The sequence below is a fragment of the Brachybacterium sp. B718/18 genome (assembly GCF_055454375.1).
This window is the reverse complement of the sequence record NZ_JBVDDO010000003.1, coordinates 295,323-308,488: the sequence shown is the minus strand read 5'-3', so window position 1 is coordinate 308,488 and position 13,166 is coordinate 295,323. Positions and strand designations below refer to the sequence as shown.

Genomic DNA, 13,166 nt, shown 5'->3' with positions numbered 1-13,166 from the left:
CCGGCCGGAGCGCCGGCCGCCGCTCCGCCGCCGCCGCCGAACAGTCCGCCGATCGAGGTGCCGATCGAGGTGCCGATCGACCCGCCGATGGCGCTGCCCGCCATCGACCCGCCGAAGTTCACCGCACCGTCGAGGACGGCCCGCCCGATCCGCTCACCGGTGGAGAGGTCGCTCCGGCCCGCATCGTCGTTCCAGCGGTCGATCCCGGCCATCACGCCGGTGAAGACGTCGCCGATCACGGGGATGAAGGCGGGGACGCTGCCCTTGCCGAGCGCGAACTCGCCGAAGTTCTTGGCGAAGCTGTGGGTCGAGGAGATGATCAAGCCGGCGCTGTCCACGCCGTCGATGCCGATGTTCTCCGTGAGGTTCTGCCAGAACTCGCCGAAGGAGACATCGCCCCAGTCCGCGCCGAGGAAAGAGGAGGACTGCGCCGACGAGCTCCCGCCGCCGGGGCCGCCGCCGCCCGGGCCGCCCGCGCCTCCGCCCGCAGGGTCCGAGGCGCCGTTCTGCTCGTCGACATGGCCCTCGAGATCGCCGCCCCGGGTGCGGAGCGACTCGGCGGCGGTGGTCAGCTGCGGGCGCACGGAGGAGTCGAAGGCGGCGGCGAAGCCGTCGGCGTCGGGCCCGATCCACTCGGTGCCGACCAAGGCCCCCACCTGGGAGGACAACGTCTCGAGCATCGTGCTCAGCGTCTCGGCGCGCTCGGTGAACCGGCCCGCGAGGTCCGTGACCTCGGCGGTGTCCATCCCCTGGAATGCGTTCATGGCTCCTCCACGTGTGTCGACCCTGCTCGCTGACGGTACCGGTCGGCGCGCGAGAGCGACATGGGGAGAGGTCCCCATGGGGCGATGGGAGGATGTCGGCATGGACCCCGTACTCCTCCTGCTCGCCCTGGTGCTGCTCCTGCTCGGGGCCGGCCTCGCCGTCCTGGCGCTGCTGTTCCGGGCGGGGCGGGGGAGGGTCTTCCGCTCCTGGGCGGGACCGGAGGGCGTCGGTCCGGGCCGAGGGTTCCGCTACGTCGAGGGCCTCGTGCTCGTGGTCCTCCCGCTGTGCGCGCAGGCGCTGCTCGTGGCGGCCCCCCTCGCCCTGCTCGCCGCGATCGACGCCCTGCGGGAGCTCACGACGGCGGTGCTGTTACCGGTCGTGGTGATCCTCGAGGTGGTCCTCTGGGTGGTGCTGCTGCTCGCGACCGGCTACCGGTCGATCCTGCCGCTGTGGATCTATCCGGGGTGGCTGCGCCCGCAGCGCCGCCGCGAGCGGGAGCTCATCCGCGGGCGGTGAGCAGGGGACGCAGCAGGGCGCGCGCGGCGTCCGTCGGCGTGGCGCCGACGAGGCGCCCAGCGCTCGCCGGGTCCGCCGCCAGGTAGCGGCCGCGCAGCTGGACGAGCACCGCCCGCGCATCGCCCTCGGCGCGCCGACGAACCAGGTGGACGGCGCGGGGCGGCGAGGCCTCGAGCGCCGGGTCGGCGGGGGCGGGCAGGGCCCGGGCGGCGTCGAGCGCGCGTGACCAGGCCGCCTCCCGGATCGCGTCGTCCGGGGCGGCGAGCTGGTCGAGCAGCTCCTTCGGAAGATCCAGCTCGCTTCCCTCCGGCGGGCTGCCGAGCGGGGCGATGGCCGCGAGACGCAGCAGCACCCCGGGGAGCGCAGGGGTGGGATGCACCCCGAGCTGCTCGGAGCGCTCGACGTCGCGGGGATCGCGGCTGCGGCGCAGGATCCCCGCGCGGGAGAGGGTCAGGGTGTGCTCGCTGAGACGGGTCGGTGCGCAGAGGCGCACCTCGATCTCCCCGCGCGCGGAGGCGAGGATCTCGTCGACGAGGGCGGTGTCGAGGTCAGGAGTCGGCATCGGGGGTCCTCTCACGGCTCGGCGGGCCGGGGGCCCAGGTGGCGGCGATCCGGTCGAGCTCCGCACCGTGCTCGGCATCGACGAGGGGCAGGGTGGTGAGGGTGAGCGTGAGGCCCGTCCCTTCGTGCACGAAGCTCCACGAGCGGACGAGGAGGGTGACGCCCTGCGGGTCGGTGAGGACCGAGCTGGTGTGCCACAGCTCCTCGCCGCCCGCGCCGGGCACGGATCGCTCCTCGAGGATCTGCAGGTCGGGGAGGGTGGCGAGGCGCTCCTCGCGGACCGCTGCCTGCCAGGACGCGAGGGTCCCTCCCGGGACCGGGTCCGCCGCGGTCAGCACGATGTTGGTCTCGATCGCGGGGCTGAGGCTGCGGCCGTCGGAGAAAGCGGCGAGGGCCGGCGCGGGGGCGTCGACGGTGCTCCAGGTCTCGGGGAGCTCGAGGGTCGTCGCGGTGCCGGGCCGATCGGGGCGGGCCGCCGGGACGGGACGGAGGGTCGTGGCCATGGACCCACCTTAGGCCGAGGTGCTGGTCTTCGTCGCCTCCGGGCGGGGGGCGCGGGTCTGCGCGTCGATCGTCCCGTAGGTCATCCGGCGCAGCAGCCGCTCGGCCGGGCCGCGCATCCCATGCGCCCCCATCCAGGCCGCGATCGGTAGGGAGAGTAGCCACACCGCGAACGCGATCGCGAGCGCCGGCGCGGTCGAGAGCACGCCGCCGAGGCCCAGGCCCCAGGACGCCATCAGCGGGGCGAGCAGCAGCGATTGGAACAGGTAGAAGGTCAGCGAGCGCTGGCCGACGGCCGCGAGGGTCCGCTCGAGCAGGCCCGCCTCCCGGGTCCGCTGCGGCACGAGCGCGGCCGCGGGGACCCCGTAGGACCGCTCGGCCGCGGTGAGGGCGGCGTCGTCGAACCGGGCGGGCGCGTCGCTGCCGTCGGCCGCCGTGCCGGGACGACGACCCTCCCAACGCACCGCGATCAGGCCGAACAGCGCCGCATAGCCGACGCCGCAGGCAACGCCCGTGAGGGAGGTGAGGCCGGTGAGCATCCACGGCGCCGCGACCGGGAGCTGGTAGATCCCGGCGATCGCGAGGGCCTCCGGCAGCCCGCCCAGCCAGCCGATCGCGAGGCCGATCACCGCGGTGCGGCGCAGCAGGCCCACGTGACGCCACGGTTCGTCGAGGATCCGGCGGCGACCCGCGAGCCAGCCCAGCAGCACCGGCAGCGCAGCGCCCAGGATCGCCGCGGCCGGCAGGGCGAACGCCCACATCCCGAGCCGGTACAGGATCGAGACGAGGTACGGGGTGTCGTACGCGAGGCCGCGGGTGAAGCCGAGGTCGGAGCCGGCGGAGTTCGCCTCGATCTCGGCGAGCGCCTCCTCCGGGACGAACAGGGCCATGGCGAGTCCCGAGGCGATCGAGAACAGGGCGAACAGCAGCATCAGCGCGGAGATCACGATCGCCCAGATCTTCAGCGTCCGCGTGCGTCGGCCGAAGAACCACCACACCAGCACGAGCGCGGAGATCGCATAGACGCCGAGGATGTCGCCGAAGAAGAGCAGCGCCGCGTGAAGCGCACCGAGCAGCAGCATCGCCCAGTGGCGGCGCCGCAGCATCCGCCGCACTGCGGTGGGCTCGAGGCCGCGGTCGATCCGCGAACGGTAGAACTGCACCATGCCGTAGCCGAACAGGAACGCGAACAGCGGCATCGCCCGGTGGTCGACGGCGATCGTCATCACCACCTGCGCGACCGTGTCCAGCGGCCCGTCGGCGGGGATGTGCGGGGTGCCGCCGACGGAAGTCGACGCGCCCCACAGGTACCAGGAGACGTTGGCGATCGCGATGAGGGCGAGCATCAGCCCGCGCGCCACATCGGGAGCCAGCGAGCGGGCCGGGGCGGGAGCATCGGGGGCGGAGGGGAGGTGTCCGGGAGCAACGGAGGAGGTCACGGTGGGGCCTTCCGGAGAGACGGGCGACGTGCTCCTCACGCTAGTGCGGGCACCCACCTCGCGTCCCACGACGAAAGTCATGGGTCCGGTGGGTTATTCCGCTCCCTGCGGTGGCTCTCGCCACCGCCGACCCGGTGGGCCGCGCGGCGCGGCGGACCCGCGCGATGCCTAGACTGGCTCGGACTGCTCTACCCCCGATTCTCGACAGTGAGGCTGCGGTGAACGACCACCTGAAGACGACGGTCCAGGCGATCAACTGGAACCGGATCCCCGATCCGAAGGACCAGGAGGTCTGGGACCGCCTGACGGGCAACTTCTGGCTGCCCGAGAAGGTGCCGCTGTCCAACGACATCCAGTCCTGGAACCGGCTGCCCGAGCAGGAGCAGAACCTCACCATGCGGGTCTTCACGGGCCTGACCCTGCTGGACACGGTGCAGGGCACCGTCGGTGCGGTCTCCCTGATCCCCGACGCGATCACCCCCCACGAGGAGGCGGTGTACACGAACATCGCGTTCATGGAGTCGGTGCACGCGAAGTCCTACTCGCAGATCTTCTCGACCCTGTCGAACACGAAGCAGATCGACGAGGCCTTCCGCTGGAGCGAGTTCAACGAGCCGCTGCAGAAGAAGGCGAAGATCGTCATGGGCTACTACCAGGGCGACGATCCGGAGAAGCGCAAGGTCGCCTCGACCCTGCTGGAGTCCTTCCTCTTCTACTCCGGCTTCTACCTGCCGATGCACTACTCCAGCCACGGCGAGCTGACCAACACCGCGGACATCATCCGGCTGATCATCCGCGACGAGGCCGTCCACGGCTACTACATCGGCTACAAGTTCCAGAAGGCGCTCGAGAAGGCCGACGACGCGCGTCGCGCCGAGCTCAAGGAGTACACCTTCGACCTCCTCAGCGACCTCTACGACAACGAGGAGGAGTACACCGAGGACCTCTACGACCCGGTCGGCTGGACCGAGGACGTCAAGACGTTCCTCCGCTACAACGCGAACAAGGCGCTCATGAACCTCGGCTACGAGGCGCTGTTCCCGGCGGAGTCCACGGAGGTCAACCCCGCGATCCTGGCCTCGCTCTCCCCGAACGCCGACGAGAACCACGACTTCTTCTCGGGCTCCGGCTCGAGCTACGTCATGGGCAAGGCCGTCGAGACCGAGGACGACGACTGGGACTTCTGATCCCGGGCGGCGCGCCCGGTGCGTCGGGCGGCTCCAGCTCCGCGCCCTCGAGGCGGTAGCCCATCCCGGCCTCGGTGATCAGGTGCCGCGGCCGGGACGGATCGTCCTCGAGCTTCCGGCGCAGCTGCGAGATGTACAGGCGGAGGTAGCCGGTGTCCTCCACGTGCTCGGTGCCCCAGATCCGCGTGAGCAGGGTGCGGCGGGAGACCAGCTTGCCGCGATGGCGCACCAGGGTGTCGATCACCTGCCATTCGGTGGGGGTGAGCCGGATCTGACGGCGGCCGGAGGGCAGATCCCGGACCACGCTGCGGGCGGCGAAGTCGATCGAGACGTCCCCGAGCCGGACCACGAGCGCCTCCTCGTCGTGGGAGATGCGGCGGGTGAGCGCGCGCAGACGGGCCAGAAGCTCCTCGACGGAGAAGGGCTTGGTGACGTAGTCGTCGGCGCCCGCGTCGAGGGCGTCGACCTTGTCCGGGGCGCCGGTGCGCCCGGACACCACGAGGATCGGGGCCTGGGTCCAGGCGCGCAGCGCCTGGATCACCTCGACGCCGTCGAAGCGCGGCATCCCCAGGTCCAGGAGGTACAGGTCCGGATGCTCGTCGATCGCGGTGCTGATCGCCTCGGCGCCGTCGCCGGCGGTGACGACCTCGTAGCCCTTGGCCAGCAGGGTGATCCGCAGCGCGCGCAGGATGTGCGGGTCGTCGTCCGCGATGAGGATCTTCATGTCGTCTCCTGGGGGGTCAGGGTGAGGGAGACGACCATCGTCAGCCCGCCGCCGGGGGTGTCCTCCGGGGTCAGGGAGCCGTCCATCGCCTCGACGAAGCCGCGGGAGAGGGCCAGCCCGAGCCCGAGCCCGCTCGTGTTGTCGGTGTCTCCGAGCCGTTGGAAGGGCACGAACACGTCGTCGTGACGGTCCGCGGGGATCCCCTGGCCGTGGTCGATCACTCGGATCTCCAGTCGGGTGCCGAAGGTGCTGGTGGTGAGGGTCACCGCGCTTCCGGACGGAGAGTACCGGGCGGCATTGGCCAGCAGGTTGACGAGCACCCGCTGGAGGAGCACGGGATCGGCCGCGGCGGTGCGCGCGTCGTGAGCGAGGGCGAGCCGCACCTGCGCGGGACCCAGGCCGAGCTCCTCGAGCGCCGGGGCGATCGCGGAGGCGGGGTCGGTCGGTCGGGTCGTGATCGTGAGGACGCCGGCCTGCAACCGGGTGACGTCCAGCAGGTCGTCGACGAGGGACGCGAGGGAGTCCAGGCTCTGCTCCGCCGTGTCCAGGAGCTCCCGGGTGTCCTCGGGGGAGAGCTGGCCGTCGGCCGTCCGGAGCCCGCCCACGGCGGTCGCCGCCGCGGCGAGCGGTCGTCGGAGATCATGGCTGAGCGCGGAGAGCAGCGCCCCGCGCACCCGGTCGGAGGCGGCGATCGGCACGATCTCCTCGGCGGTCGCGGCGAGATGGCGGTGCTCGAGAGCCGCGTCGATCTGCGCGGCGACGACGCTCAGCAAGCGTCGCTCCGAGGCGCGGAGGTCCCCGCCGTGCAGGGTGAGATGCGCGCCCTGGCCGAGGGGGATGCGGGTCGCGGCCGGGCCGGGGCACGGATCCCCGGCGGCGGCGTGCACGGTGCCGTCCGCGCCCCGGACCTCGACCGTCTCGAGCCCGAAGGCTTCGCGGGTGCGGTCCACGAGCGCCTGGATGGCGTCGTCGCCGCGCAGCACGCTGCCGGCGACGGTCTGCAGCAGCTCGGATTCCGCCTCGGCGCGGCGTGCTGCCCGGGTGCGTCGGGCGGCCTGGTCGACGACCACGCTCACGAGCACCGCGATCGTGACGTAGAGCAGCAGCGCGAGAAGGTGGAGGGGCTCGGCGATCGAGATCGTGCGCAGCGGCTCGATGAAGAAGAAGTCCAGGGTGAGGCCGGAGAGGAGGGCCGCGAACAGGGCGGGCCAGATCCCGCCGACGAGGGCGACGACCACTACGAGCAGCTGATAGCTGAGCACGTCGCTGGTGATGGACTCCTCGGTGCGCAGGGCCAGCAGCAACGCCGTCAGCAGGGGCCCGCCCAGCAGCGCGAGGCCGAACCCGGCGATCCGGCGCGCCGGGGTGAGCGCTCCGCCGACGCGCGGCAGGGTCAGCCGACGGCCCGCGGCGGCGTGGGTCACGATGTGCACGTCGATGTCGCCCGACTCCCGCACCACGGTCGCGCCGATGCCGGGACCGGTGAGGGCGGCGGTGAGTCGTCCGCGACGGCTCACCCCGATCACCAGCTGGGTGGCGTCGACGGAGCGGGCGAAGCCGACGAGGGAGGCCGGGACGTCCTCGCCGACCACCTGGTGATAGCTGCCGCCGAGTTCCTCGACGAGGGCCCGCTGGCGGGTGAGCGCGCCGGGGGAGCTGCGCAGCAGCCCGTCCTCGCTGGTGACGTGCACGGCGAGCAGGTCTCCGCCGGCCGAGCGCGCCGCGACGCGGGCGCCGCGCCGCAGCAGGGCCTCGCCCTCGGGCCCGCCGGTGAGCGCCACGACCACCCGCTCCCGGGCCTCCCAGCGGCCCTCGATCGCATGCTCCGCGCGGTAGTCCTGGAGCGCCTGGTCGACCTCGTCGGCGAGCCACAGCAGGGCCAGCTCGCGGAGGGCGGTGAGGTTCCCGAGGCGGAAGTAATTGGACAGGGCCGCGTCGACCCGCTCGGCGGGATAGACGACGCCGCTGCGGAGGCGGTCCCGCAGCGCCTGGGGCGCCAGGTCGATCACCTCGACCTGGTCGGCGCGGCGCAGGAACTCATCGGGGACGGTCTCGCGCTGCGGGACCCCGGTGATCTGCTCGACCACATCGTGGAGCGACTCGATGTGCTGGATGTTGACCGTGGAGATCACGTCGATCCCGGCGTCGAGCAGCACGTCCACGTCCTGCCAGCGCTTAGGGTGCGCGGTGCCGGGAGCGTTGGAGTGGGCCAGCTCGTCGACGAGGGCGACCTCCGGGGCGCGATGCAGCAGCTCGTCGAGATCCATCTCCTGCAGGACCACGCCGCGATGCTCGTGAGCGTGCAGGGGCACTGCGGGCAGGCCCGCCACCCGCCGGGCCGTGTCCGCCCGGTGGTGGGTCTCGACCACCCCGATCACGACGTCACGGCCCTCGGCCGCGAGCCGGTGCCCCTCGTCGAGCATCGTGCAGGTCTTGCCCACTCCGGGGGCGGCCCCCAGCAGCACCCGGAGTCGGCCCCGTGCCGTCATCCTCGGTCCTCCCCTTCGTCGAGCGCCAGGTTGAGGGCGGCGACGTTCACCCTCGGCTCCCCGACGAATCCGAGATCCCTGCCCTCGGTGTATTCAGCCACGAGCGTCTCCACCTGGTCCAGCGGGAGCCCCCGGGACTCCGCGACCCGCTCCGTCTGGATCGCGGCGTACTCGGGGCTGATGTGCGGGTCAAGCCCGGAGCTCGACGCGGTCAGGGCGTCCGCGGGGACCTCCTCGGGAGCCACTCCGTTGAAGGCCGCGATCGCGGCGCGGCGCTCGGTGATCGCGGCGATGAGCTCGGGGTTCTCCGGTCCGTGGTTGGTGCCGGAGGAGGACCTGCCGTCGTAGCCCTCGCCGGCCGCGGAGGGGCGGGACTGGAAGTACTCGGGCAGCGGGTCCCCGTTCTCGTCCAGGAACGACTGGCCGATCAGGGTGGAGCCGACGATCTCGCCGTCTCCGGTGCGGAGCAGCGAACCGTCGGCCCGGGCGGGCATCAGCAGCTGGCCGATGCCGGTGATGAGCAGGGAGTATCCGAGGCCCAGCACGAGGGTGCAGAGGAGCAGGGTGCGGACGGAGACGGCGAGGGTGCGCAGGCTGCTGCGCAGTGCGGTGTTCATGGGAGCGGTCCTCTCGGGGATCAGAAGCCGGGGAGCAGACGGACGAGCTGGTCGATGAGCCAGATGCCCGCGAAGGGCGCGATGATGCCGCCGAGGCCGTAGACGGCGAGGTTCCGGCCGAGCATCCGCGAGGCGGTCATCGGCCGGTAGGCGACGCCCCGCAGGGCGAGCGGCACGAGAGCGATGATCACGATCGCGTTGAAGATCACCGCGGAGAGCACGGCCGAGGCGGGGGAGCTCAGGCCCATGACGTTCAGCACCGCCAGTCCCGGGAAGACGCCGACGAACATCGCCGGGATGATCGCGAAGTACTTCGCCACGTCATTGGCGATGGAGAAGGTGGTCAGCGCCCCGCGGGTGATGAGCAGCTGCTTGCCGATCGCGACGATGTCGATGAGCTTGGTCGGGTCGCTGTCGAGGTCGACCATGTTGCCGGCCTCCTTCGCCGCCGAGGTGCCGGTGTTCATCGCGACGCCGACGTCGGCCTGGGCGAGGGCCGGCGCGTCGTTGGTCCCGTCGCCGGTCATCGCGACGAGACGGCCGCCCGTCTGCTCGGCGCGGATGTACTCGAGCTTCTGCTCGGGGGTGGCCTCGGCGAGGAAGTCGTCCACCCCGGCCTCCTCCGCGATGGCCGCGGCGGTGAGCGGGTTGTCGCCGGTGACCATGACGGTGCGGATGCCCATGGCACGCAGCTCGGCGAAGCGCTCGGGGAGTCCGTCCTTGACCACGTCTTTCAGGTGGATCACGCCGAGCAGACCGCTCCGGGCACCGTCGCCGGTGATCCGGGCGACCACCAGCGGCGTGCCGCCGGAGGAGGAGACGCGCTCGCAGTGCTCGTCGAGGGTTCGTCGCTCGAGGCCGGCGGGGGAGATCCCCTCGGCCTCGAGCCAGTCGAGCACTGCGGTGCGGGCACCCTTGCGGATCCGGGTCCCGGCCGGCAGGTCGAGACCGGACATGCGGGTCTGGGCCGTGAACGGGACCACCTCGCCGTGGGGCCCGGGGGCCAGCTCGGTCCCGAGCTCGCGGGCGAGGTCGACGACGGAGGCGCCCTCGGGGGTCGGGTCCGCGAGCGAGGACAGGGCCGCAGCTTCGACCAGCTCGGACCGGCTGACCTCGCCCACGCAGAGGAAGTCCGTGGCCCGGCGGTTGCCGTAGGTGATGGTCCCGGTCTTGTCCAGGAGCAGCGTGGACACGTCCCCGGCGGCCTCCACGGCGCGCCCGGACATGGCGAGGACGTTGCGCTGCACGAGCCGATCCATCCCGGCGATCCCGATGGCGGAGAGCAGGGCGCCGATGGTGGTGGGGATCAGGCACACGAGCAGGGCGACCAGCACCGTGATCGACGCGGGACTCGCGGGATAGGAGGCGATCGGGTTGAGGGTGAGCGCGACCGCGACGAAGACGATCGACAGCGACGCCAGGAGGATCGTCAGCGCGATCTCGTTGGGCGTGCGCTGCCGCGCCGCCCCCTCGACGAGGGCGATCATGCGGTCCACGAAGGTCTCGCCCGGCGTCGAGGTGATGCGCACGACGATCCGGTCGGACAGCACCCGGGTGCCGCCGGTGACGGCGGACCGGTCCCCGCCGGACTCCCGGACCACCGGCGCGGACTCGCCCGTGATCGCGGACTCGTCGATGCTCGCGATGCCCCAGACGATGTCGCCGTCTCCGGGGACGAACTCGCCCGCGCTCACCACGACGATGTCGCCTCGGGCGAGGTCCGCGGAGGAGATCTCCCGGACCTCGGCGGTACGAGCTGCGGGATCCGCGGTCTCGTCGTAGTCGACCACGCACCGGGCCGGGGTGCTGGTCCGGGTGCGGCGCAGGGTCGCCGCCTGGGCCCTGCCACGGCCCTCGGCGACCGACTCGGCGAGATTCGCGAAGAGCACGGTGAGCCACAGCCAGACGGCGATCGCTGTGGAGAAGAGCGCCGGCACCGCGGTGCCCCCCGAGGGGGCGGGTCCGCCGCCCAGCAGCTCGACGATCGCGAGGAGAGTGGTCAGCGCGGCGCCGACCCAGACGATCAACATGACCGGGTTGCCCCAGTGGGAGCGGGGGCCCATCCGGCGCAGCGCTCCGGGCAGGGCCGCGCGGAGCTGGGCGAGGGTGAGCGCGCGCCGCGGCGCGGGCTCGTGCGGGCGACCCGGATCCGACGGGCTCGCGGCGGCCGACGGACGGTCGGCAACGGTGGTGCGGTCGATGGTCGACATGGTCAGTGCAGCCCTTCAGCGAGCGGACCCAGAGTGAGGACGGGGAAGAAGACGAGTGCGGTCACGAGCAGCGCCGTGCCGAGGGTGAGGCCCACGAACAGGGGCCGATGGGTGGGCAGGGTGCCGGAGGTCTCCGGGGTCCGGTCCTGGGCGGCGAAGGAGCCGGCCAGGGCGAGCACTAGCAGGATCGGCAGGAACCTGCCCAGCAGCATCACGATCGAGAGCGCGACAGCGAGCCAGGGGGTGCTCGCGGTCAGCCCTGCGAAGGCGGAGCCGTTGTTGTTCGCCGCCGAGGCGAAGGCATAGAGCACTTCGGAGAGGCCGTGGGACCCGGTGTTCGTCAGCGAGACCTCTTCGATGCTGGAGCGCAGTGGGGGGATCGCGAAGCTCAGCGCGACCCCGCCGAGCACCAGCAGCGGCATGACCAGGATGTAGAGGCTCGCGAGCTTCATCTCGCGGGGGCCGACGGTCTTCCCGAGGTACTCCGGCGTGCGGCCCACGAGCAGCCCGGCGACGAACACGGCGATCACGGCGATCATCAGCATCCCGTAGAGCCCGGCACCGACCCCTCCCGGGGCGATCTCCCCGAGGAGCATGTTCACCATCGGGACCATGCCGCCCAGGGCCGTGTACGAGTCGTGCATCGAGTTCACGGCACCCGTCGAGGTGAGGGTCGTGGTCGCCGCGTAGAGCACCGACTGGGCGAGCCCGAAGCGGGTCTCCTTGCCCTCCATCGCGGCGCCGGCGAGCTCGGGCGCGGTGCCGTGGCCGGCGAACTCGAAGGCCGCGAGGGCGGTCACCGAGGCGAGGTACAGGGTCGCCATCGTCGCGGCGATCGCGTATCCCTGGCGGTGGTCGCCCACCATCTTCCCGAAGGTCCGGGGGAGGGAGAAGGGGATCACGAGGATGAGCAGCACCTGGAGCAGGCTGGTCCAGCCCGTCGGGTTCTCGAACGGATGGGAGGAGTTCGCGTTGTAGAAGCCGCCGCCGTTGGTGCCGATCTCCTTGATCGCCTCCTGCGAGGCGACGGGACCACCGGGCAGGGTCTGCGTGCCGCCGGCGACGGTCGTGACGTCGGTGTAGACCTGGAGGTTCTGCACCACGCCGCCGGAGATGAGCACGATCGCGCTGAGCACCGAGAGGGGCAGCAGCACGAGGAAGGTGCCGCGCAGCAGGTCGACCCAGAAGTTCCCGAGGGTGCCGCTCCGGCGCCGGGACAGCCCGCGCACGAGGGCGATCGCGACGGCGAGACCGGTCGCGGCCGAGACGAAGTTCTGCACAGCGAGGCCGGCGGCCTGCACCGTGTACGAGAGGTCCTCTCCCGAGTAGGCCTGCCAGTTGGTGTTGGTGACGAAGGAGATCGCGGTGTTGAGCGCGACGAGCGGCTCGATCGCCTCGTTGTCGAGGGAGTAGGGCAACAGGGCCTGCAGGCGCAGCAGGCCGAACAGCGCCAGCACGCCCGTCAGGGAGAACAGCAGCACCGACCGCAGATAGGCCGGCCAGGACTGCTCGCGGGTGCCGTCGACCCCGAGGAGCGCGAGGACTCGCGACTCGGCACGGGAGGTGACGGGGGTGGTGAACACCCAGGCCATGTAGTCGCCGAGCGGGCGGTACACGACCGCGAGGGCGACGAGGAGCGTGAGGAGGCTCGCGGCGAGGAGGATCCAGTCCACTAGAAGCGCTCCGGGGCGAGGAGGGCCGCGAACAGGTGGACGATCGCGGCGAGGCCGAGGACGAGGGCGAGCAGTTCGAGGGCGATCACAGCTTCTCCACCGCCCGGACGAGCAGGGAGACGACCGCGAAGAGGGCGATCACGCCGATCACGGAGAGGATGTCGAGCACGGGGGCTCCGTTCGGAGGGAGGGCCGGCGGCCGTACGGCAGCCGGGCGTCGCCGGAGCGACGCGAGTCCCGATCCCACTCCTCCGGGTCCCCGTCGTCGCGGGTCCTCACGGAATCCATACGGCCGTCGGCGTGATCCTCATGGAGCGCTCACACCCGACCGCCGCCCGGGGAGGCGCCGGTCACCCTGTCCGGCGCTCGTCCCCCGACCGCCCGTCCCGACGCGCGCCCGGAGTGTTCAGCGGAACATCCCCGTTCCGACGCCCCGGCAGTGCACACTGGGCGTGCAGCATGCAGTGTTCCGACCCCTTTCCCC

General features: G+C 72.1%; 12 protein-coding genes. 2 read left to right on the top strand and 10 right to left on the bottom strand.

Annotated features, from left to right (window positions below; genetic code table 11):
- A partial coding sequence (locus tag ACZCAH_RS07770) for a WXG100 family type VII secretion target (RefSeq protein WP_464340510.1) occupies positions 1-764 on the bottom strand: 764 nt, incomplete at its 3' end.
- Positions 765-864: 100 nt separating this feature from the next.
- Between ACZCAH_RS07770 and ACZCAH_RS07765 the strand changes: the two genes are divergently transcribed.
- Positions 865-1,281: a hypothetical protein gene (locus ACZCAH_RS07765; protein ID WP_464340509.1), complete on the top strand. Its 417-nt coding sequence runs from the start codon at positions 865-867 to the stop codon at positions 1,279-1,281.
- On the opposite strand, the gene ACZCAH_RS07760 is transcribed toward ACZCAH_RS07765, so the two are convergent.
- Genes ACZCAH_RS07760 through ACZCAH_RS07750 form a run of 3 tightly spaced genes read right to left on the bottom strand, consistent with a single transcriptional unit; the run spans position 1,265 to position 3,782 of the window.
- Positions 1,265-1,843, bottom strand: coding sequence for a hypothetical protein (locus ACZCAH_RS07760; protein ID WP_464340508.1), 579 nt, complete (start codon positions 1,841-1,843; stop codon positions 1,265-1,267). The genes ACZCAH_RS07765 and ACZCAH_RS07760 overlap by 17 nt on opposite strands.
- Complete coding sequence (locus ACZCAH_RS07755) at positions 1,830-2,345, bottom strand: hypothetical protein (RefSeq protein ID WP_464340507.1); 516 nt, start codon at positions 2,343-2,345, stop codon at positions 1,830-1,832. Before ACZCAH_RS07755 ends, ACZCAH_RS07760 begins: the two co-directional genes overlap by 14 nt.
- 9 nt (positions 2,346-2,354) lie before the next feature.
- A complete protein-coding gene (locus ACZCAH_RS07750; RefSeq protein WP_464340506.1) occupies positions 2,355-3,782 on the bottom strand; it encodes a DUF418 domain-containing protein in 1,428 nt (475 codons plus the stop codon).
- Between the two features lie 218 nt (positions 3,783-4,000).
- On the opposite strand from ACZCAH_RS07750, the gene nrdF reads away from it, so the two are divergent.
- Positions 4,001-4,969, top strand: coding sequence for a class 1b ribonucleoside-diphosphate reductase subunit beta (nrdF, locus tag ACZCAH_RS07745; RefSeq protein ID WP_329747370.1), 969 nt, complete (start codon positions 4,001-4,003; stop codon positions 4,967-4,969).
- Here nrdF and ACZCAH_RS07740 read toward each other — a convergent pair.
- From ACZCAH_RS07740 to ACZCAH_RS07715, 6 genes are read right to left on the bottom strand one after another with little or no spacing between them, the layout of a single operon-like run.
- Positions 4,923-5,693, bottom strand: a complete 771-nt coding sequence (locus ACZCAH_RS07740) for a response regulator (RefSeq protein WP_464340505.1) — start codon at positions 5,691-5,693, stop codon at positions 4,923-4,925. The two genes, nrdF and ACZCAH_RS07740, sit on opposite strands and share 47 nt — an antisense overlap.
- On the bottom strand, positions 5,690-8,182 hold the full coding sequence (locus tag ACZCAH_RS07735) for a sensor histidine kinase (RefSeq protein ID WP_464340504.1): 2,493 nt from the start codon (positions 8,180-8,182) through the stop codon (positions 5,690-5,692). The genes ACZCAH_RS07740 and ACZCAH_RS07735 overlap by 4 nt, the downstream gene beginning before the upstream one ends.
- The gene (gene kdpC / locus ACZCAH_RS07730; protein ID WP_464340503.1) at positions 8,179-8,799 is read right to left on the bottom strand and encodes a potassium-transporting ATPase subunit KdpC; all 621 of its coding nucleotides are present in this window, start codon (positions 8,797-8,799) and stop codon (positions 8,179-8,181) included. Before kdpC ends, ACZCAH_RS07735 begins: the two co-directional genes overlap by 4 nt.
- 20 nt (positions 8,800-8,819) lie before the next feature.
- Entirely contained in the window at positions 8,820-11,009 is a 2,190-nt protein-coding gene (gene kdpB, locus ACZCAH_RS07725; RefSeq protein ID WP_464340502.1) for a potassium-transporting ATPase subunit KdpB, read from the bottom strand.
- A 2-nt stretch (positions 11,010-11,011) separates the two neighbouring features.
- Positions 11,012-12,682 carry a potassium-transporting ATPase subunit KdpA gene (gene kdpA / locus ACZCAH_RS07720; RefSeq protein ID WP_464340501.1) on the bottom strand — a complete coding sequence of 557 codons (1,671 nt, stop codon included), beginning with the start codon at positions 12,680-12,682 and terminating at the stop codon, positions 11,012-11,014.
- The gene (locus ACZCAH_RS07715; RefSeq protein ID WP_464340500.1) at positions 12,682-12,771 is read right to left on the bottom strand and encodes a potassium-transporting ATPase subunit F; all 90 of its coding nucleotides are present in this window, start codon (positions 12,769-12,771) and stop codon (positions 12,682-12,684) included. The genes kdpA and ACZCAH_RS07715 overlap by 1 nt, the downstream gene beginning before the upstream one ends.
- Positions 12,772-13,166: the final 395 nt, after the last annotated feature.